The organism is Pikeienuella piscinae, from assembly GCF_011044155.1.
Taxonomy (GTDB): Bacteria; Pseudomonadota; Alphaproteobacteria; order Rhodobacterales; family Rhodobacteraceae; genus Pikeienuella; species Pikeienuella piscinae.
The window spans coordinates 4,155,445-4,175,132 of record NZ_CP049056.1; the positions used below are offsets into that span (position 1 = coordinate 4,155,445).

General features: G+C 68.6%; 21 protein-coding genes. 6 read left to right on the plus strand and 15 right to left on the minus strand.

Annotation, left to right across the window (positions count from 1 at the left end; all coding sequences use genetic code 11):
• Positions 1 to 45: 45 nt before the first annotated feature.
• Positions 46 to 180, minus strand: a complete 135-nt coding sequence (locus G5B40_RS19785) for an aa3-type cytochrome c oxidase subunit IV (RefSeq protein WP_165102501.1) — start codon at positions 178 to 180, stop codon at positions 46 to 48.
• A 112-nt stretch (positions 181 to 292) separates the two neighbouring features.
• Here G5B40_RS19785 and G5B40_RS19790 point away from each other — a divergent pair, with 112 nt between their 5' ends.
• Positions 293 to 781 carry a GNAT family N-acetyltransferase gene (locus tag G5B40_RS19790; protein ID WP_211907373.1) on the plus strand — a complete coding sequence of 163 codons (489 nt, stop codon included), beginning with the start codon at positions 293 to 295 and terminating at the stop codon, positions 779 to 781.
• A 56-nt stretch (positions 782 to 837) separates the two neighbouring features.
• Here G5B40_RS19790 and G5B40_RS19795 read toward each other — a convergent pair whose 3' ends face one another.
• The 4 genes from G5B40_RS19795 to G5B40_RS19810 form a co-directional block, all read right to left on the minus strand.
• Entirely contained in the window at positions 838 to 1,563 is a 726-nt protein-coding gene (locus G5B40_RS19795) for a PEP-CTERM sorting domain-containing protein (protein ID WP_165102506.1), read from the minus strand.
• Positions 1,564 to 1,739: 176 nt separating this feature from the next.
• Complete coding sequence (locus G5B40_RS19800; RefSeq protein ID WP_165102509.1) at positions 1,740 to 2,630, minus strand: SDR family oxidoreductase; 891 nt, start codon at positions 2,628 to 2,630, stop codon at positions 1,740 to 1,742.
• A gap of 11 nt (positions 2,631 to 2,641) precedes the next feature.
• Positions 2,642 to 3,721 (minus strand): MBL fold metallo-hydrolase, encoded by a 1,080-nt coding sequence (locus G5B40_RS19805; protein WP_165102512.1) that lies wholly within the window; start codon positions 3,719 to 3,721, stop codon positions 2,642 to 2,644.
• Between the two features lie 3 nt (positions 3,722 to 3,724).
• Entirely contained in the window at positions 3,725 to 5,431 is a 1,707-nt protein-coding gene (locus G5B40_RS19810; protein ID WP_165102515.1) for an acyl-CoA dehydrogenase family protein, read from the minus strand.
• Positions 5,432 to 5,649: 218 nt separating this feature from the next.
• On the opposite strand from G5B40_RS19810, the gene G5B40_RS19815 reads away from it, so the two are divergent.
• The 3 genes from G5B40_RS19815 to G5B40_RS19825 are packed head-to-tail and all read left to right on the plus strand — an operon-like array spanning position 5,650 to position 9,279.
• Positions 5,650 to 6,837 (plus strand): MFS transporter, encoded by a 1,188-nt coding sequence (locus G5B40_RS19815; RefSeq protein ID WP_165102518.1) that lies wholly within the window; start codon positions 5,650 to 5,652, stop codon positions 6,835 to 6,837.
• A gap of 41 nt (positions 6,838 to 6,878) precedes the next feature.
• Positions 6,879 to 7,844 (plus strand): L-threonylcarbamoyladenylate synthase, encoded by a 966-nt coding sequence (locus G5B40_RS19820; protein WP_165102520.1) that lies wholly within the window; start codon positions 6,879 to 6,881, stop codon positions 7,842 to 7,844.
• Between the two features lie 13 nt (positions 7,845 to 7,857).
• Entirely contained in the window at positions 7,858 to 9,279 is a 1,422-nt protein-coding gene (locus tag G5B40_RS19825; protein ID WP_165102523.1) for an FAD-binding oxidoreductase, read from the plus strand.
• 7 nt (positions 9,280 to 9,286) lie between these two features.
• On the opposite strand, the gene G5B40_RS19830 is transcribed toward G5B40_RS19825, so the two are convergent.
• The 3 genes from G5B40_RS19830 to G5B40_RS19840 form a co-directional block, all read right to left on the minus strand.
• Positions 9,287 to 11,116: a hypothetical protein gene (locus G5B40_RS19830; protein WP_165102526.1), complete on the minus strand. Its 1,830-nt coding sequence runs from the start codon at positions 11,114 to 11,116 to the stop codon at positions 9,287 to 9,289.
• A 163-nt stretch (positions 11,117 to 11,279) separates the two neighbouring features.
• On the minus strand, positions 11,280 to 12,029 hold the full coding sequence (gene recO / locus G5B40_RS19835; RefSeq protein ID WP_165102529.1) for a DNA repair protein RecO: 750 nt from the start codon (positions 12,027 to 12,029) through the stop codon (positions 11,280 to 11,282).
• A gap of 3 nt (positions 12,030 to 12,032) precedes the next feature.
• Positions 12,033 to 12,458 (minus strand): PaaI family thioesterase, encoded by a 426-nt coding sequence (locus tag G5B40_RS19840; protein ID WP_165102532.1) that lies wholly within the window; start codon positions 12,456 to 12,458, stop codon positions 12,033 to 12,035.
• Positions 12,459 to 12,657: 199 nt separating this feature from the next.
• On the opposite strand from G5B40_RS19840, the gene G5B40_RS19845 reads away from it, so the two are divergent.
• A complete protein-coding gene (locus tag G5B40_RS19845; RefSeq protein ID WP_165102535.1) occupies positions 12,658 to 13,059 on the plus strand; it encodes a hypothetical protein in 402 nt (133 codons plus the stop codon).
• A gap of 4 nt (positions 13,060 to 13,063) precedes the next feature.
• Here the strand turns inward: G5B40_RS19845 and G5B40_RS19850 are convergent, their stop codons facing one another.
• The 7 genes from G5B40_RS19850 to G5B40_RS19880 form a co-directional block, all read right to left on the minus strand.
• Positions 13,064 to 13,396, minus strand: a complete 333-nt coding sequence (locus G5B40_RS19850; protein WP_165102537.1) for a DUF1491 family protein — start codon at positions 13,394 to 13,396, stop codon at positions 13,064 to 13,066.
• Positions 13,393 to 14,328 carry a GTPase Era gene (gene era, locus G5B40_RS19855; RefSeq protein ID WP_165102540.1) on the minus strand — a complete coding sequence of 312 codons (936 nt, stop codon included), beginning with the start codon at positions 14,326 to 14,328 and terminating at the stop codon, positions 13,393 to 13,395. The genes G5B40_RS19850 and era overlap by 4 nt, the downstream gene beginning before the upstream one ends.
• The gene (rnc, locus tag G5B40_RS19860; protein WP_165102542.1) at positions 14,321 to 15,007 is read right to left on the minus strand and encodes a ribonuclease III; all 687 of its coding nucleotides are present in this window, start codon (positions 15,005 to 15,007) and stop codon (positions 14,321 to 14,323) included. The genes era and rnc overlap by 8 nt, the downstream gene beginning before the upstream one ends.
• Positions 15,008 to 15,013: 6 nt before the next feature.
• Positions 15,014 to 15,784 carry a signal peptidase I gene (gene lepB / locus G5B40_RS19865; RefSeq protein ID WP_165102545.1) on the minus strand — a complete coding sequence of 257 codons (771 nt, stop codon included), beginning with the start codon at positions 15,782 to 15,784 and terminating at the stop codon, positions 15,014 to 15,016.
• A 69-nt stretch (positions 15,785 to 15,853) separates the two neighbouring features.
• Entirely contained in the window at positions 15,854 to 16,261 is a 408-nt protein-coding gene (gene acpS, locus G5B40_RS19870) for a holo-ACP synthase (RefSeq protein ID WP_165102548.1), read from the minus strand.
• A complete protein-coding gene (locus tag G5B40_RS19875; protein WP_165102550.1) occupies positions 16,258 to 16,890 on the minus strand; it encodes a LysE family translocator in 633 nt (210 codons plus the stop codon). The genes acpS and G5B40_RS19875 overlap by 4 nt, the downstream gene beginning before the upstream one ends.
• Positions 16,887 to 17,666, minus strand: a complete 780-nt coding sequence (locus G5B40_RS19880) for a pyridoxine 5'-phosphate synthase (protein ID WP_165102553.1) — start codon at positions 17,664 to 17,666, stop codon at positions 16,887 to 16,889. The genes G5B40_RS19875 and G5B40_RS19880 overlap by 4 nt, the downstream gene beginning before the upstream one ends.
• Before the next feature lie 181 nt (positions 17,667 to 17,847).
• Here G5B40_RS19880 and G5B40_RS19885 point away from each other — a divergent pair, with 181 nt between their 5' ends.
• Complete coding sequence (locus G5B40_RS19885; protein ID WP_165102556.1) at positions 17,848 to 19,662, plus strand: adenylate/guanylate cyclase domain-containing protein; 1,815 nt, start codon at positions 17,848 to 17,850, stop codon at positions 19,660 to 19,662.
• The last annotated feature ends 26 nt before the right edge of the window (positions 19,663 to 19,688 follow it).

Consider the following 19,688-nt stretch of genomic DNA (forward strand, 5'->3'; position numbering starts at 1 on the left):
GTCCCTCTGTCGTCGCCCGATTCTCCGGGCAGTCGGCGGCGTGGCTCAGGTGGCGAAGATCGCCAGGAAGATCAGTGTGACCGCGGTCGCCACCGCGAGCCAGATTCCAACTCGGATGAAGCCCGCGAAAGCCCGCTTCTGCTGGCTGATGTCCATTTCACCGGGAACGTAGTCGCTCATTGACGGTCTCCTTCAGTATGCGTCTTCAAGCGGATACCATAGGCGTTTTCGCGCCGCATCGGGTTTCTTTTCCGAAAGGGGGTGCGAACGCTCAACCGGCCGGAGAATGGCGATGGAGATCCGCGACTTCGACGCAAATGATGCGGGGGCGATCCGCACGCTGCTGCGCGCCGCCTTCCCCGGCCCGCAGGAGGCCGATCTCGTCGAGGCGATTCGCCGTGATGGGGATGCGGTGATCGAACTTGTCGCGGGGAAAGTGGACGCCATGGCGGGCGCGCTCCTGCTGTCCCGGATGCGGGCGCCCTTTCGCGCGCTTGGCCTCGGGCCGCTCGCGGTGGCGGAGGGGGCTCGCGGTCGCGGGCTCGGCGCGGCGCTGGTCAGGTCCGGGGCGGGCCGGGCGCGCGCGCAGGGGTGGGAGGCGCTCTTCGTTCTTGGCGAGCCGGACTATTATCGGCGGTTCGGCTTCGACGTCGCGGCCGCAGCGTGCTACGAATCACCCTACGCTGGCCCTTATCTCATGATGTTGACGCTGACGGAGCGGGCCTTGCCGAAGAGCGGGCCGATCGCCTACGCGCCGGCCTTCGCCGCCCTCGAAAGCTGAACAACCGCCCCAGGGGGCGGCTGTCAAATTCATCGAAACATGTGGTTCCTGCTGGATTAGGTCGCGCGGCGGCGGCGAGACGCGAAGCCGAGACCGGCGATCGCGGTCAGGAAGAGCGGCAGCGCCGCAGGAACGGGTACCGCGCTGACCGAAATGTCGTCGATCAGACCGCCCAGCGTGTTGGCGGTTCCGGTCGCCGAGAAGCCCAGCGTGATCGGCGTGTTGTCCGAAGCCACCGTGAAACTGGCGGTGATCAGAGTCCAGAGGCCGACGCTCGTGCTGCTGTTCGCGTCAGGCCCGGTCACTTCGCCGAGAAGCAGGGAATTGCTGAGCCCGTCGATCACGGAAAAGCCGATGCCGTTGCTGCCGACATCGCCATTGCGCGGGCTGTAGTAGAATTCGAGGTTGTAGCGCCCGGAGTCGAGAACCAGATCCTGCGCCATGGTCGAATTCGAGTTCGGCGCCGGATGGCTGTCGAGTTCGACATAATGCTGGCCGGTACGCGCGTCGATCGAACCGAGCGTATTGTTGGTCTGAACCTCGATGCCGGAGCCGGCGGTCGTCGTCCAGCCGTTGAGCGATGTGAAAACATCCCAGGACCGGCTGCCGGAGCCGCTGGCGAGACTGCCGAGTGTATTCTGGTTCACGAGGCCGACGCCCGGCGTCGAGCTCGTCGTGTCCTCGAAGCCGCCATTGACGACAAGGGCCTGCGCCGGAGCGGCGGCGAAGCCGAAAAGCACGGCGAGCGCAACGGCGCCGACGGAAGATTGCACGCTATTCATTTTGTTACTCCCCACAACATTTAACAAACACACTGGGAATATGTGGGAATCTCTCTCGAAATGATAGTGATATTCTCCACGCACAGCCATCGAGCATCGCATGTTCTTGGTTAATCAAGTACTTGCCGACCGTCGCGGTGCGAAATACCTTTATTCTGACACTTTCGCGCCCTGTTTCACCCCCGAGCGGGTAGGGTTGGAGCCCGCCAGCCCACGACCCCACCGGCTTCGGCCGGCGCGGGCGCGTCGTGCGGAAAGAAGAAATCGAGTTGAAGCTTGCCGCCAGGCGTCACCGCGAATCGGTCGAAATCGGTCACGCCGTCCGCCGCCAGTACAAGATCGTCGAGGCAGCACCAGCCGGTGAAGTCGCGGCCCTTCGCGAGGATCGCGGTCGCCGCTTCGCCCATGATCGCGGGGGTGCGCGATTGGGACGCCATCGCCGATCCGCCGAGGAGGTTTCTGACCGCAGCAGTGTCGATTGTCGTGCGCGGCCAGAGGCAGTTGGCGGAGATCTTCCCCTCGAATTCCGCCGCCCAGGCCAGCGTCAGCATGGTCATGCCGTATTTCGCCAGCGAATAGGCCGGGTGATTGCGGAACCAGGCGGGGTTGAAGTCGAGCGGCGGCGACAGCGTCAGGATATGCGCGTGATCGGATTTCAGCAGATGCGGCAGGCAGGTCCGTGTGACGAGGAACGTCCCGCGGCTGTTGATCCCGGTCATCAGGTCATAGCGTTTCAGATCCGTCGCCGCCGTCCCCGTAAGCTGGATCGCCGAGGCGTTGTTGACGCAGATGTCGATCCCGCCGAAATGCGTGGCCGCCTTCTCTACGGCCTCGGCGACCTGCGTTTCGTCGCGAATATCGCAGGTGAGCGCGAGACCCTTGCCGCCGGCCGCCTCCACCGCCGCGACGGCGGTGTGGATCGTGCCGGGAAGCTTGGGGTGTGGCTCGGCGGTCTTGGCGGCGATGGCGACATTCGCGCCCTGGCGCGCCGCTTCGACCGCGATCGCCTCGCCGATCCCGCGGCTGCCGCCGGAAATGAACATCGTCCGTCCCGTCAGCGCGCCCATCGCTTGTCCTTTCAGGGTTTCAGAACGAACCGGTAGGCGCCGTTGGCGTCGAGTCGCCGTTCAGCCTCTCCCGTCGTCATCATGTGGTTGAGATGTGCGATCGCCTCGACCATGGCGAGGCCGAACTCGCCATCCTTGATCGGGCGTTTGTAGATCGTGTCGTAGCACTCGATGGCGGTGCGCGGCTGGTGGAGGAATTTCCTGAGCCGCCTGATCACGCCATGATGGTTGGCGATAAGCTGATCCAGCCGTTTCGGAAGGCCGGTGAAGGGCCGGTTGTGACCGGGAAGGGCGAGATGCCCCTCCCGCGCGTAAGGCTGGAACTTCTTGCAGGAGGCGAGCCATTCGCCCAGCGGGTCGGCGTCCGGTTCGGTCGAGAAGACGCCGATATTCGGCGAGATGCGCGGCAGGATCTGGTCTGCGCTCAGCACCACCTCGCCATCCGTCGACCAGAAGGTCGCCTGTTCCGGCGCGTGGCCGTCGCCGGTGAAGACCCGCCATGCGCGTCCGCCCATCTCGATCCGCTCGCCATCTCTCAGACGGCGATAGCCGGGCGGGAGCGGCGCGACGATACGGGAGAAATTCATCGGCTCGCGCGCGCGCGCCCACTCGAGCCGGGCGGCGTCCGCGCCCGCTCGTTTCATGTGGAGAAGATTCGGCGCCGAGGTCCGCTCCTGATGGTCGAGGGTCAGCATCCGCGCGAAAAGCCAGGCGGTGCGCGTGGTCCAGAGGCTGGCGCCGTGCTCGGCCTGAAACCAGCCGGCGAGGCCGATATGGTCCGGGTGGTGATGGGAGGCGATTACGCGGCGAACCGGCTTGGCCGCCAGCGGGCCGTTCATCAGGTCGGCCCAGATCGCCTTGGTCTTGTCGGTCTGGAAACCGGTGTCGACGATGGTCCAGCCGTCGCCGTCGTCGAGCGCGTAGACGTTCACATGGTCCAGAGTCATCGGCAGCGGCAGGCGCAGCCAGAGGATGCGTTCCGCGACCTCGATCGCCCCGTTCGGCGCCGGTATCGCTTCGCCGTGCGGGTAAGCGAGCCCGGCTGGCAGGCGGCGGCTCTCATCGAGGGGCGCGTCGGTTCGTTGGTCCATCCCTCAGCCTACCAGCGCTTCGGCGGAAAGCGCATAGAGCGGGGCCGCGCCTTCGGTCGCAGCAACGAGGAGGCCCGGAATCTCCGCCATCGCCTGCCTGATGTGAAAGGCCGCGAGAGGCGCATGGCCGGGGTCTTCCGCAGCTTTCAGGAAATGCCAGCCGCCGAGAAGGAGCGCCCAGGCCCGGAGATAGGGCGCGGCGCCGGCGAAACGGTCGTTGATCTCCGGCGCGTTCAGCATCCAGTCGGTCGCCCGCGCAACCTCGGCGTGGGCGGCCAGCACCCGACGAGCGAGTTCCGAATCGCCGGAAGCTTTCGCCCCGGCTTCGATCTCCGCCAGCAGCGCGTGCGCGGCGGCGCCGCCATCGGAGAGCTTCCGTCCGACCAGGTCCATCGCCTGCACGCCGTTCGTTCCCTCGTAGATCGGGGTAATGCGCGCGTCGCGGGCGAATTGCGCGGCGCCGGTCTCTTCGATGAAACCCATGCCGCCATGGACCTGAATGTTCAGATTCGCCACCTCATTGCCGATATCCGTGGAGAACGCCTTGGCGATCGGGGTGAGGAAGGCGGCGCGCGCCTTCCAGCCCGCGCGCTCCGCCTCCGGCGCCGCGCGCGCCATGTCGGTGCTGAGGGCGGTGTCGAGGCAGATCGCGCGGGCGGTGAATGTCAGCGTCTTCATCCGCAGCAGCATCCGGCGGACATCGGCGTGGTCGATGATCGCGCCCGACCCTTCCACCGGCGTCCGGCCCTGCTTGCGCTCGGCCGCGTAGGCAAGCGCCATCTGCGTCGCCGCTTCGGCGATCCCAAGCCCTTCCGCCGCCACGCCGAGGCGGGCGTTGTTCATCATGGTGAACATCGCCGCCATACCGTCGCCCGGCTCGCCGACAATCCAGCCGGTCGCGCCCTCGAAGGCCAGAACGGCGGTGGGCGATCCGTGAATGCCGAGCTTGTGCTCCAGGCTCACCACCTTCAGCGCGTTGCGGACGCCCGGTTTTCCGGCCTCATCCGGGATCAGCTTCGGGACGAGAAAGAGCGAGAGTCCCCTGGTCCCTTTCGACGCCTCCGGCAACCGCGCGAGCACTAAATGGCTTACATTTTCCGCGAAGTCGTTGTCGCCCCAGGTGATGAAGATCTTCTGGCCGGTGATGGCGAAGGTCCCGTCATCGTTCGGCTCCGCCCTGGTGCGGAGAGCGCCGACATCGGAGCCCGCCTGCGGCTCGGTCAGGTTCATCGTGCCGGTCCATGTACCGTCGATCAGTTTCGGCAGGTAGAGCGCCTTCAAATCGTCGGAGGCGTGATGCTCCAGCGCTTCGATCTGGCCCTGGGTGAGAAGCGGACAGAGCGAAAGCGAAAGACAGGCCGCCGCGGTCATCTCGTTCACGACTGTGCCGAGCGTGAACGGAAGACCCATGCCGCCATGCTCGGGATCGGCGGAGATGCCGACCCAGCCGCCCTCGGCGATGGCGCGGAAGCCTTCGGCGAATCCGGGTGAGGTGCGCACCACCCCGTTTTCCAGTCGCGCGGGATGCAGATCGCCGGCGCGCTGCAAGGGGGCGATCGCGTTCTCGACCATCCGCCCCGCCTCTTCGAGGATCGCGGCGCGCGTCTCCGCTGTCGCCTCGGCGAAGCGTTCCGTCTCAGCCAGCCGGTCGGCGGCGATGATGCGGGAGAGGATGAATTCGATCTCCGCGAGCGGGGCGCGATAGGTCATGTTGGCGGCCTCGATCTAGTCGTGGCGGGAAAGGCCCGCCAATTGACGTTTACGTTAAAGTCATTACCGACGTCGGGCAAGCGACGCTCACCCCCTGATGCGCAATGACCGCGTCCACGTCCAGTGGGGGAGGGAGAATTGGCTGTGAAAACCGGCGCGGCCGCGCAGGCCGCAGGCCGCGACTTGCCGCCGCCGTCGGCGCGCCCTAACGATTGCGGATGCCGTCCCCGACCGACGATCCCAAACGCGGCGCGCTGCTGATTCCCGTCCTCTCGGCGGCGAATTTCACGATCGGCGTGGGCGCGTTCATGGTGATCGGCGTGCTTGGGCCGATCGCCGGCGATCTCTCGATGACCGAGGCCGAGGCGGGGCTGATCATCACCGTCTACGCCGTGGCTTACATGATCGGCTCGCCCCTTCTCGTGGCGTCCACGGGCGGATTCGGGCGGCGCAATCTTCTGGCGGGGGCGCTCGTCGTCTTCGCCGCCGCCGCCGTTCTGATGGCGCTCGCCGAGAGCGCGGCGGCGCTCCTGGCCGGGCGTGCGCTAGCGGCCATCGCGGCGGGCGTCGTCTCCCCCGTCGTCGCCGCCACCGCCGCCGCCTCGGCCACCCCGGAGACGCGCGGGCGGGTGCTCGCCGCGGCGTTCTTCGGATTGACGCTGTCGCAAGTCGTCGGCGTTCCGATGGGCGTCTGGGTCGGATACACCTATGGCTGGCGGGTGGATTTCTGGGCGATCGCGGCGCTTTCGTTACTCGCAGCCGTCGCCATTCGACGATTCGTTCCGAAGGATATCGCGGCGGATCCGGGCCGGCTCGCCGATCTCGGCGCGGCGCTAGCCGACTGGCGGGCGATGCTCGCGATCTCGTTCACCACCATCTTTGTCGGCGCCGCCTATCTCTTCTACACATTCGTGGCGCCTGTCCTCGAAGCCGGTATGGGCATGGGGCGCGATGGCGTCAGCCTCTTTCTGCTGGTTTGTGGTTTCGGAGCCGTCGCCGGCAATCTGATGGCGGGGCGGCTGGCGGACAGGATCGGCCCGGCCCGGACGCTCGGTTTGCTCTGTCTCGTCGTGATTGCGGTTCTGCCGGTGTTCTCGATGCTGCCGACGCCGGCTTGGGCGCTCTATCTTGCGGCGTTCGTCTGGTCGGCGTTCGGCTGGGGCTTTTTCGCCGTGCAGCAGATGCGGCTGTTCGCGCGCGCGCCGCAGCAGGGCGGGGTGATACTGTCCTTGAACGCCGCCGCGCTCTATCTCGGCATGTCCCTTGGCTCCGCGCTGGGGGCGGCCCTGGTCGCGTGGGTCGGGCTGCACGCGCTCGGTTGGGGCGCGTCGGCGCTCGCCGCGCTCGCGTTGCTCAACCTTGTCGTCGCGGAGCGCGCGCTCGCCCTGCGCGGCGCGGCGGCCTGACCCGCTCGCGTTCCGGCGCAGCCGATGCTATCCGGTCATCCATGAGTATTGCCGCCGAGCCGGCGCTGAAAAGCGCACCGACCCTTCGCTGGACAGCGGGGGAAATCGACAGGGCTGCGGAGACGCTTGCGCAAGGCCGACTCGTCGCCTTCCCAACCGAGACCGTTTACGGGCTTGGCGGTGATGGCGGCGCGGATGCGGCCGTCGCTGCGATCTACGCGGCCAAAGGGCGGCCGCGCTTCAATCCGTTAATACTGCATGTGGCGGGACTGGAGGAGGCGTCGGCGTTGGCCGCCTTGCCGCCCGGCGCGCGCTTGCTGGCGGAACGGTTCTGGCCCGGCCCGTTGACGCTTGTCGCTCCGGCGCGGTCCGGCGCGCCGATCTCGGCGCTCGCGCAGGCCGGGCTGTCAAGCGTCGCGCTTCGCGCTCCGGCGCATCCGCTGGCGCAGGCGCTTCTCACGGCGTTTGGCGGGCCGCTTGCGGGGCCTTCCGCCAATCCGTCGGGCGCGATCAGTCCGACGACGGCCGATCACGTTCTCGCCGGGCTTGCCGGGCGCATCGCGGGCGTGTTGGACGGCGGCCCCTGTGTGATCGGAGTAGAGAGCAGCATCGTCGGGTTCGATGGCGACAGGCCGGTTCTGCTTCGCCCCGGCGGGCTGGCCGCGGAGACGATCGAGGCGGCGCTCGGGCGGCCGCTGGGGCGGCCGGGCGGCGCGATCACCGCGCCCGGGCAACTGACGAGCCATTATGCGCCAAAGGCGCGACTTCGGCTCAATGCGGACGAGGCGGAGAAGGATGAAGCGCTGCTCGGCTTCGGCCCGACGCCGGGCGCCGCGCTCAACCTCTCGCCTTCGGGCGATACCGAAGAAGCCGCCGCCAATCTCTTCGCCATGCTGCGCGCGCTGGACGCGCGGGCCGACGCCATCGCCGTCTCGCCGGTTCCTGAGCGCGGCCTTGGCAACGCGATCAACGACCGGCTGCGCCGCGCCGCCGCGCCGCGCCCCTGACAGGAACGGCCCCATGAACCTCAGACCCGCCGCAGAGGATCTTCTCGCCGGTTTGCGCGATTTTCTCGGCCCGCCGGGCTGGCGTGCGCCCGATGACGCACCTGAGGTCTTCGTCGACGATCGCGACCGGTTCACCGGCCGTGGCGCGCTGGTGGCGCGGCCGGGGACGACGGCGGAGGTCGCGGAGGTGGTCCGCCGCTGCGTCGCCGCGCGCTATCCGGTCGTTCCGGTCTCCGGCGGCACGGGGCTGGTCGGCGGGCATCTGACGATGACCGAACCGGCGCCGGTCATTCTCTCGCTTCAGCGGATGAATCGGATTCGCGCGGTTGACGCCGCCGATAATGCGATGATCGTCGAAGCAGGGGCGATCCTGAAGGATGTTCAGGACGCGGCCGAGGCGGCGGATCGCCTGTTTCCGCTTTCGCTCGCCTCCGAGGGTTCCTGCCGGATCGGCGGCAATCTCTCCTCCAACGCGGGCGGGGTGAACACGCTGCGCTATGGCAACGCGCGCGATCTCTGCCTCGGGGTCGAGGCCGTGCTGCCGGACGGAACCGTATTCAACGGGCTGAAGCGGCTCCGGAAGGATAATATGGGCTATGACCTGCGCCATCTGCTGATCGGCGCGGAGGGCACGCTCGGCGTCATCACCGCCGCCGCGCTGAAGCTCTTCGCGCGCCCGGCCGAAAGCGCGACCGCGTGGCTGGCGGTCCCCGATCCGGAGGCGGCGGTCGAACTGTTGCATTTTCTGCGCCCGCGCGTTGGCGACGTGATCTCGGCGTTCGAACTGATTGACGTGGTTGGTTTCGGGTTTCTGGAGGAAGCCGGTCTCGATCGGCCGGCGCCGCTCGACCCGATGCCGAAATGGTCGGTGCTTGTCGAATGCGGCGGGCGTCCCGGTGTCGCGGAGGCGCTGGAGACGGCGCTCGGCGCGGCGTTCGAAGCCGGGTTGGCCAGTGACGGCGTGATCGCGCAGTCCCAGAGCCACGCTTCCGATTTCTGGGCGATCAGGGAGACGATACCGGTCGCCAATCGCGCCGTCGGCGCGGTCTCCAGCCACGATATTTCGGTTCCCGTGGCGCGCGCGCCGGAATTTATCGAGCGGGCGACTGCGGCGCTCGGGGCGTTCGACGCTACGCTCCGGATCAACTGTTTCGGGCATGTCGGGGACGGCAATCTGCATTTCAACGTTTACCGGCCGAAGGGCGCGGACAAGGCCGCCTACGCCATGAAGAGCGAAGACGTGAAACGCATCGTCAACGATCTGACGCATGCGTTCGAGGGATCCGTCGGGGCGGAGCATGGTGTCGGCCGGGCGAAGACAGTCGATTTGGTCAGATATGGCGATCCGGGGCTGTTGGCGGCGATGCGGGCGATCAAGGCGGCGCTCGACCCGCATGGCGTCATGAATCCCGGCGCGGTGCTGGCCGCACTGTGACACGAGTTCAGGCGGCGCGTCGGCGCCCCGCCGCAGCCACGGCGACCAGAGCCGGTGCGAGCCGTCGGTCGAGCTGCGCGAGCGCGGCGGAGTAGGCGGCGCGGGCTTCCCGCTTGAGGGACGCCGCGCGCTCCGGGCGCGCCTTCGCCTCCGTCTCCAGCGCTTGGCCGAGAGCGATCTGAAATCCGGCCCAGCGGAGCGGGCCGAGCGCGACGGGCGTCATCGTCAGCGCCCGCCGGCAGAGCGCCGCCGCTTCGGCCGCCGCCTCCGCCGCCGCTTCGCCGCTCAGCGCGGCCGCCTCCGCTTGGCGCGCGCCGGCGAGCGCGCCAAGCGCCGCGGCCCATGGTTCGAGCCCGGCCTCCAGCGGGCGGGCGGAAAGCGCGGCGCGCGCCGCCGCCGTCGCTTCGGCCGCCAGCCGCGCCGCGCTCTCGCGGTCGGCGCTTGCGGCGAGTTCGGTAAGCGCCAGCGCGAGATTGGCGCGGATCGCGGCTCTGCGCGGATCTTCCGCCGCGCCCTCGCCGCCGAGCGCGCTCAGGGCGTCGCGATAGGCCTCGACCGCCCGCGCCAGTAGCGCGCCGTCGCCGCCGGCCATCGCCCGGGCGCGAAGCGCATTGCCGAGATTGTTGCGCGCCGCCGCCCAGTGCTCGGGCGTCGTTTCGCGGTCGTAAATGCTGAGCGCGGCCTGGCTTGCTATCGCCGCGTCTCGCAGCAGGCGCACGCCCTCCGCGCGAGGCGCGCTCAGGGCCGCCGCGCCGAGCGCGAGACCGAGTTCGGCCTGCGCTTCGGCCCAGCTGGCGGGTTTCGCACGGCGCGAACAGACCGAAAGCGCGTCGCGATAGGCGTCGGCGGCGGCGGAGAACAGCGTCGCCGCCTCGCCGCCTCGCCGGCGGCGGGCGAGGTTGGCGAGCGCGGTCGCGAGGTTGCTATGCGCCGCGCCCCAGCGTCCGGGGTGCGCAGTGCGGTCATAGACCTTGAGCGCGGCGCGATAGGCCGTGATCGCGCGCTCAAGCAGGGCGGCGACGGCGTCGCCTTCCTGTTTCAGAGCGAGGTCGTGCAGGACATTGGCGAGGTTGTTCTGGGTCATGGCCCATTTCTCCGGGCGTCGGTCGCGCCGCCAGTAGTCCAGATTGCGGCGAAAGAGCCGCGCCGCCGCCTGCTGGCCTTCGAGGCCGAAAAACCGCCCGTGCCGATGAAGCGCGCCGGCCGCGGCGTTCCTCAACTCCGCCGCGGCGTCCGGCGCGAACGGGTCGAGATAGCCTGCGGCGGCCGCGAAATGCCGTTCGGCGCGCTCGGCGTCACACCCGAGCAGGGCGATCTCCGCGCGCTCCTTGCGAAATTCGATCCGCGCCGGGCCGCGCCGGGCGCGGGCCTCGGCCTCCGCCAGCAAGCCGTCCGCCTCCAGAAAGCCGGCGCGGTCCAGCGCGGCCTGCGCGGCCTGCGTTGTCGGCCGGAGCGCGGCGCGAGTACGCCCAAGGGCCGCGAGCCGCAAGCGTGACGCGTGATAGTCCTGCGCCTTTAGCCGGGCCGCCGCCCTGCGCGCGGCGCCTTCGGTGCTCGCGAGTCGTTGCAACGCCTGTTCGAGGACCGGCGCGGGCGGCGGCGTCGGGCCGAGTCCGGATTGCTCCGCGGCGTTGAACCCGAGCGCGCTGGCGAGCGCCTCCACCACGCGCGGCGCCGGCGCGCCGATCAACCCGTCCTCGATATCGGCGATTCGGTGTTCGGAAGCGCCGGCGCCGAGCGCGGCGGCGGCGAGGGCTTCGCGGCTCATACCGCGCGCCAGGCGTTTCGCCTTCACGAGCCCGCCGAAAGCGGCGCCGAAACTCAGGGAGGAACGCATTTTGACACTCGCCCGCGACAAGAACTGGAAGCTTCATCGATTTTCGCCCGCATGGCTGGCGTTCGGCCACCGAATTCAACGCGGCATTCGTCTCGAATGCGTTCTAGCGCGTTGTCGGCGCTGGGCCGGGCCGCGTCCGCGGGACGTCAGATGAAAATCCGCGTTAGTCGGGGAGATCAGTCTCCCGCCCGACGCCGCGCCGCGACAACCGTTCGACAAGGCGGTCGCGGGCTTTGGGCGGGGTCTCTGCGCCAAAGCCCGGCGCGACCCACTGGCGAAGGAAGTGCCCGGTCATGCGCAATCCGGCTCGAAGCGCGTTCGCGTCGCTCTCCTCACCCGCGAGAAAACCGGGAAGAGGCAGTAGCCTGTCGGCATAAGGCGCCCCTGCGGCGGCGCTCACCGCCTTTCCGGTGCGTGGCGAGACCCATTTCAGCCCGTCCGTCGCCCCGGTCGCGGCGCAGGCGGAAAGATCCAGCGGAAAGCCGAGTTCGGCGAGCAACATCACCTCCCACCCGATATATGCCTCCGGCCAGTCCGCGCTCACGCCGAGCCGGTCGAGAAGCCCGACCGTCGCCGCATAGAGCGCGGGATGCGGATCGCGTTCGGGAAGATAGGCGCAGAGGAGCGCGGCGACCGAACCCATCGCCGCCAGCGCGTCACCCTCCGTCATCAGAGCCGCGGCGCGCGAACGCGCCGGCTCGACCCGGTATGCGCCGAGATGTGATTCGAGCCGCGCGCGCCACTCGACGCTGAGCTGTGTTCCAGGCTGCAACGCCGGCGCCATACGGCGCGAGGAGCCGCCGCGCACCACGCCGGCGTGACGGCCGTGCGCCGCGGTCAGCACCTCGATGATGGCGGCGTCCTCGCCGTGGCGGCGGGCGGTCAGGAGAACGCCTTCGTCGCGCCAGTCCATCGATCAGCCCTTCGGCCAGAGCACCATCTGCGTGCAACGGAATTGCGCCATCGGGCGGCCTGTCGCCGTGGATGTCACGGCAGCGTCCCAGACCTGCGTCCGGCGGCCGAGATGGAGCGGCGTCGCCGAACAGATCGCCTTCCCCTCGCGCGCCGTCGAGAGGAAATTCGATGAGAGGTCGATCGTGGTGAATCCCGTGGCGCCGTCGGGAAGGGTTCTCAGCGCGCCGACGCCGCAACAGGTGTCGGCCAGCGTTACGACCGCGCCGGCATGAAGATACCCGTTCGGCGCGAAAAGGGCCTTACGAACATCGAGAACGCCGATCACTTCGTCGGGCTCGGCCTTTCGCAGGCGCAGTCCGACCAGGCCCGGGAAACATCCTTCGAAGCGCGCGTTCCAGTCTATTGGTTCGCTCGTCTGCCGGCTCATCTGCGTCTCCTCTCATCCCGGCGAAGAAGATGGTCCGGGCGCCGCGCACAGTCGAGGCCTTTGTCGCCATGCCGGACGCGCATGGGGCCCGTCGGCCGGTGAAATCAGGTGAAGCGCGAACTGGTCGGATGCGCTAGTATGGTCTCCGTCGCCCGAGGGCGCGTGCGCGTCCACAGGATTTGAAGAGTGGGAATCTGACATGAATCGACTTTTCTTGAGCGCCGCCGCCGGTCTGGTTCTGGGGGTCGCCGGCTGCACCGGCGACGTGCAGGAGACGTCGCCGACCGCTGCAACCACGCCCGCCGGCCCGTCGCCGCTGGCCGGGATCGCGTCGGGCGACTACAAGTCCGATCAGGTTGATGGCTGCGCCTATCTCACCGTCTCCGGCGAAGAGCCCGTTCTCTTCAACTGGAACCCGAAATGCGACGGCAGCCCCGATTTCACCTCGCGACCGCCGAAGCTGAGGGTGGAGGGCGACAAGATCTTCGTCGGGCGGCGGGACACTTCAAATTATTCGAACATTCGTCCTTCGGGCGACGGATTCATGGCGACTCAGGAGTTCCGCGGCAGAACGCTGGACGTTCAGTTCTCGCCGGACTGAGGGGTCAGTCCAAACCCTCTTCGGCGAGCAGCGTGCGGCCCTTCGGGTCCTCGATCTCGACGATCCAGAGGTCGGGGTCGAAATTGCGCTGGCGGGCGAGAACGGCGTCGACATCGGGCTCCGGCGCCGCTTCGGCCAGCGGCGTCCAGACGCGGTCGCCCTCTGGTCCATAGGCGCGGGTGAAGGCGGAGGCCCGCCCGTCCATCGTCGCCACCTTGACGATGACGGCGCCGGCGGTCGGGTCGCCCTTCGCGGCGAGATAGGCGGGGATCGCCGCCCTCTCCAGCCGCGCGAGATAGGCGGCGACCCAGAATTCGGCGGTCAGGCGGGGTTTCACTCGTCTCCGCCGGAGAAATCCAGGCCGATCGCGTCGAACCGCTCTTTCTCATCCAGCCAGCCGGGGCGGGATTTCACTTCGAGGAAGAGATGCGCGCGCCGGCCGATCAACTCCTCGATGTCCTTTCTCGCCTCGGCGCCGATCGCCTTGATCGTCTCGCCGCGTTTCCCAAGCACGATCCCCTTGTGGCCGTCGCGGATCACATAAATGATCTGCTGGATGCGGGCGGAACCGTCCTTCAACTCGCTCCAGCTCTCGGTCTCGACCGTGAGCTGATAGGGCAACTCCTGATGCAGGCGCAGCGTTAGCTTCTCGCGGGTGATTTCGGCGGCGATGGTCCGGAGCGGCAGATCGGAGATCTCGTCCTCGGGGTAGAGGAACGGGCCGACCGGCATCTCCTCGGCCAGCCATTCGCGCAGCGTTTCGACGCCGTGGCCGCGTTCGGCCGAGATCATGAACGTGGCGGCGAAATCGCGTTTCTCGTTCATCTCCGCGGTCAGCTTCAGGAGCGCAGGCGCCTTCACCCGGTCGATCTTGTTGATGATCAGGGCGACGCGCGCTTCCGGCCGATTGGCGAGTGTCTCCATGATCGCCTCGACGCCCTCGGTGATCCCGCGATGCGCTTCGATCAGCAGGCAGACGACATCGGCGTCCTCCGCCCCGGCCCATGCGGCGGCGACCATGGCGCGATCAAGCCGGCGGCGCGGGCGAAAGAGGCCGGGCGTGTCGATGAAAACGATCTGCGCGCGTCCGCCATCCGGCGCGGCGCCCATGGCGACGCCGCGGATGCGGGCGCGCGTGGTCTGCACCTTGTGGGTGACGATGGCGACCTTGGCGCCGACCATCGCGTTGAGGAGGGTGGATTTGCCGGCGTTCGGCTCGCCGATCAGGGCGACGAAGCCTGCGCGGGTCTGGGGGGCTGCGTCAGTCATCGATCTCTCCGATCAAGTGGAGCAGGCGATACGCCGCCTGCTGCTCGGCGGCGCGTTTCGAGGTCGCCTGCGCCATCGCGGCGCCGCCATTCTCCAGCGTCACCTCCACCGTGAAAAGCGGCGCGTGATCCGGGCCTTCGCGCCCGGTGACCTGATAGCGCGGCGGGCGCATCCCCCGGCCCTGCGCCCATTCCTGCAACCATGTCTTGGGATCGCGCGGGGCCTCGTCTCCCTGCGCCTCAATCCGTACGGTCCAGAAACGGAGGATCGCCGCGCGCGCCGCCTCCAGCCCAGCGTCCAGATAGATCGCCGCGATCACCGCCTCCATCGCATCGCCGAGGATCGCGGTCTTGCGCCGCACCCCGCTGCGGCTCTCGGCCTTGCCGAGGCGCAGCCAGCCGTCGACGCCGATCTCGCGGGCCACCGCGGCGCAAGTCTCCTTGCGCACCAGCTCGTTGAATCGCGGCGCAAGTTCTCCTTCCGTCGCCTCGGGGTAGCGTTCCGCCAACGCTTCTGCGATGACCAGCCCAAGCACGCGGTCGCCGAGAAACTCCAGACGCTGGTTATGCGGCCGCGAGGGGCTGGCGGCGGAACTGTGCGTCAGCGCCTCGTCCAGGAGCGCCGGCCGGTCGAACCGATGGCCGAGCCGGGCCTCGGCCGCATTTTCGTCAGCGGCCAAGCGCGCTCACCTTATGATGGTCAGGAGCCGGCCCCAGCGCCAGTTCCAGATTTCGTAGAATGGCCCGTCGGAGGAGACCGCGATCACCTCCGCGCGGCCCACCAGATTCTCGAACGGCACGAATCCGACGCCCTGCCGGCTGTCGTTCGAATTGTCGCGGTTGTCGCCCATGAAGAAATACTGCCCTTCGGGGACCGTGAAGACGCGGGTGTTGTCGGTGGCCGACGAAAGGTTGCCGTCGGCGTTGAGTACGGAGTGGGTGACGCCGTTGGGCAGCGTCTCAAGCCATTCCTCCTTCACGCAGCGAACGTCCCCGTCGATCACCGGCTTGTCGATGCAGCGGGTGCGCATCGGATCGATATTCTCGATGAAATCGCCGTCCCGCACCATCTCCACCGGCTCGCCATTGATCTGCAGGACGCCGCCCTTCACCTGCACCGTGTCGCCGGGAAGGCCGACCAGACGCTTAATGAAATCCTCGCCGTTGCGCGGATGCTTGAAGACGATGACGTCGCCGCGCTCGGGCTGGCTGGCGAAGATGCGTCCGTCGAACGGACCGAGCGACCAGGGGAAGGAGTGCTTGGAATAGCCGTAGGCGTATTTCGAGATGAAGAGATAGTCGCCGATCAGCAGCGTCGGCTTCATCGAGCCGGAGGGAATCCAGAATGGCTGAAAGAGGAAGGTGCGAAAGACGATGGCGATGAGGATCGCCCAGACGATGGTGCGGATTGTCTCGCCAATCCCGTCCTTCTGTTTGCCGTGTTTGGATTTGGCCATCTTCCGCTCCGATTTGAGGCGTCGCTTGTGGCGGGGGCGAGGGGGCGAGTCAAGTTGACGAAACCGCGCTCAGCCGCTCAAGGAGGGCAGCGCCTCGATCACCACGAAAGCCTGGGCGTAGGGATGATCGTCGGTGATGGTGACGTGAATCGAAGGCGCGTGGCCAGGCGGAATCAGGGCCGCCAATCGCGCCGCCGCGCCGCCGGTGAGCGCCATGGTGGGTTGGCCGGAGGCGAGATTCACGACGCCCATCTCGGACCACGCGACCCCCATCCGCAGCCCGGTGCCGAGCGCTTTCGAGCAGGCTTCCTTTGCGGCCCAGCGCTTGGCGTAGCTGGCGGCGCGGGCGCGGCGCCGTTCGGATTTCGCTTGCTCTATTTCGGTGAAGACGCGCTTGACGAAGCGCTCGCCGAACCGGTCCAGCGTCTTCTCGATCCGTCTGATATCCGCGAGGTCGGAGCCGATGCCGACGATCATGGCGATTCCGCCCGCCACGTGAGGAGCCGAAGCCCGGCGAGGCAGAAGAGCGCCGCCGCCGCGCCCTCGACCCAGCGCCGCGCGGCGGCGTAGACCCGCCGCGCCGTCGGGCGGGCGAAGAGCGCGGAATAGCCGAGATAAGCGACAAGGCCGAGCGCGGAGCAAAGCGCCCATATCAGCCAGACATCCGCCGCGCCGGTGTCCGGTCGAACCCCGAGCGCGATCACCGCGCCCCAGGCGAGCAGCGCCTTGGGGTTGACGCCGTTGAGCGTCGCGCCGCGCAGGAACAGGCGGCCGCTTGGTCGGGCCGGCGCCGCGTCCGGCGCGTCCTCGGCCGGTTTGAGCGCGCGCCGCGCCGCGCCCCAGGCCAGCCAGAGGAGGAAGAGCCCGCCGCCGACCTTCAACGCCAGCAACGCGGGCGCGAAGGCGGTGAGGACCGGGCCGAATCCGGCCGCCGCCAGCGCGCCCCAACCGGCGAGGCTGAGGCCGAGACCGGCCGAGAGCGCCGCCGCCGCCCGCCCGCCGGAGGCCATCGCCGTCTTCGCCACCGTCAACGTCGCCGGGCCCGGCGCGGCGGCGAGCGCGAAGAAGGCCAGCGCGGGGGCGATGAGGAAGCTGAAATCGCTCACGCCGCGCCCGTCCCGAAAGCGTCGCGCCGGGCGCGGTCCATGATTTCGCGCATCCGGCGAATCGCGCTGTCGAGGCCGGAGAAGATCGCCTCGCCGATGAGGAAATGGCCGATATTCAGCTCCATCACCTCAGGCAAGGCGGCGACGGGCGAGGCGGTGTCATAGGTCAGCCCGTGCCCGGCGTGAACCTCGAGGCCGAGCTCATGGGCGAAGGTCGCCATCTCCCGCAGCCGCTCAAGCTCTGTGTCGCGGTCCGCGATGCGGTTTTCGGCATGAGCGTCGCAATACGCGCCTGTGTGGAGTTCGATCACCGGTGCGCCGATCCGCGCCGCCGCCTCGATCTGCGGCTTGTCGGCGGCGATGAAGATCGAGACGCGGCAACCGGCGTCGCGCAAGGGCGCGATGAAATGCGCGAGACGGTTTTCCTCACGCGCGACTTCAAGGCCGCCCTCGGTGGTGCGCTCCTCCCGCTTTTCCGGCACGATGCAGACAGCGTGCGGCTTGTGGCGGAGCGCGATCGCCTGCATCTCGTCGGTCGCCGCCATCTCGAAATTCAGCGGAATGTCGATCGCCGCCATGATCGCCTCGATATCGGCGTCCATGATGTGGCGGCGGTCCTCCCGCAGATGCGCAGTGATGCCGTCGGCGCCCGCGGCTTCCGCGATGCGCGCGGCGCGCACGGGTTCGGGCGTGGCGCCCCCGCGGGCGTTCCGGATCGTGGCGACATGGTCGATATTGACGCCGAGGCGCAGGCGGCCGAGAGGGGGGTGCGGCATTCTTTCGCTCCTTTTCCGGCGCAGTCTAGGTCACGGCTTCGCAGGTCCGCAACAGGATGCGATGCGGGCCGGGCCGGCGCGGGCGCTTCGGTGTCGCGCCTCTCGCATCGCGGCCGCGCGCGGCCTGTCCGCACTTGGCGCCGCTTGACGTAATGACCGGCACGCCGGATCTTCATACGCCATGGACAGATCTGACGCCGTCGCCCGAATCCGCGCCCTCGCGGTCGAAGGCGAATTGCTGGCCGCAGTGGACCTCGCCCGCGCCGCCGCGCCCGAGGCCGCTGACGAGGGTGAGCGCCGCGCGATCCGGACCGAGGAGGTGATCGTCCTCGCCCGCATGGCTTCGCTGGAGGAAGCGCGCGAGAAATACGAGGAATACGGTCTCGCTACTGGCGACGGGCTTGCGCGTTCGCTCCGCGCGCGGCTTCTGAAGGATGTCGGCTTCGAGGCGGAGGACGAGGGCGCGAGCGCCCGCCTCATGCGCGAGAGCCGCGATCTCTATCTCGATATCACGTTCGGGCATGACCCGGACGGGCCGGCGCCGAATCGCGAGCAATACGAGTATAACGCGATCAACGCGATCACGCTTTCGCGGCTGATCGGCGACATGGGCCCGGTGGCGGAACCCGTGGAGCGGTTGGGGCGCGGCCGCCCGGAAGACACCTACTGGAGCTGGGCGACGCGGGCGGAGTATCTGCTCGCCACCGGCGCGCCGGCGACGGCGGTGGGCGATGCGCTTGGCGAGGCGGTCGCGCGACCCGGCGCGGGCGTCGGGCCGCGCGCCACGACGCTAAGACAGCTCACCCGAATCGCGCCGGACCATCCGGCGCTGGATATTCTGCGGCCCGGACCCGCGCTCCACCACGCTGGCCACATGATCGCGCCGAAGGGCGCGCGCCACGGCCGCATTCTCGCGTCGAACGAGGCCGAACTGACGCGGCGGATCGGCGAGAAGCTGACCGAAATTGGGCCTTCAGCCGTTTTCGGCTCGCTCGCCTCGGGCGCCGACGTCATCGTCACCGAATGGGCGTTGGCGAACGGTCGGGACGCGCATGTCTATCTCCCGTTCGCGAAGAAGGCCTTCTTCGCCGCTTCGATCCGCCCGGCCGGCGCTGCGTGGGAGGAGCGAGCGCGCGCCTGTCTCAGGCATCCGCGCTGCCGACTCATCGAATTGACGGCGGAGCAGCCGGTGCCCGGCGACGATCATGCGTTCAACGCGGTCTCGCGGTTCGCGATGGGCGCCGCGATCCTGCGAGCGGAGCGCGCGTTTGGCCCTGCGGAGCAGCTTCTGGTCTGGGACGGGACGCCGGCGACAGGCCCGGCCGGCGCGGCGGCGGACGGCGAGATGTGGCGGCGAACCGGGCGTGCGCAGCACATCGTGAACGTCTCCGATCTCGGCACCCGCCCGCCTGCGCCGCCGTCGCGAGACGCGGCCAGCCCAAATCGCGCCGCCCGCGCGCTGGTTTTTGGCGACGTTAAAAACTTCTCAAAGCTGAACGAGGCCCGTCTTCCCGAATTCGTCGCCGTTGTCATGGGTGCGGTGCGCGCCGCGCTCGACGACGCGGCGGCGCGGGCCGGGGCGGCCGTCTTCGTCAACACCTGGGGCGACGGTGTCTTCGCGGTTTTCAACACGGCGGCGGCGGCGGCGGTGTTCGCGCTCGCCCTCCAGGATCGGATGCGCGCGCTCGATCTCGCGGGTCATGGGCTGCCGCCCGATCTGGCGATTCGGCTCGGGTTGCATTTCGGCATGGTCTATCCTCTGGCCGAGCCGGTGACCGGCGCCGACAACTATTTTGGCGAGGCAGTCGCCCGCGCTGCGCGGATCGAGCCGATCACCCGCGCCGGCCGCATCTTCGTCACAGAGGAGTTCGCCGCCGAACTCGCGCTTGATCGCGAAAGTCCCGCCCATCCCGAATATGTCGGCGAGGTCGATGCGGCGAAGAAATACGGCAGGTTCAGGCTCTACCGTATCCGTTGGCGACGCGGCGCCGGATGAGCCGGGCGCCGGCGTCCGCGCCCGGT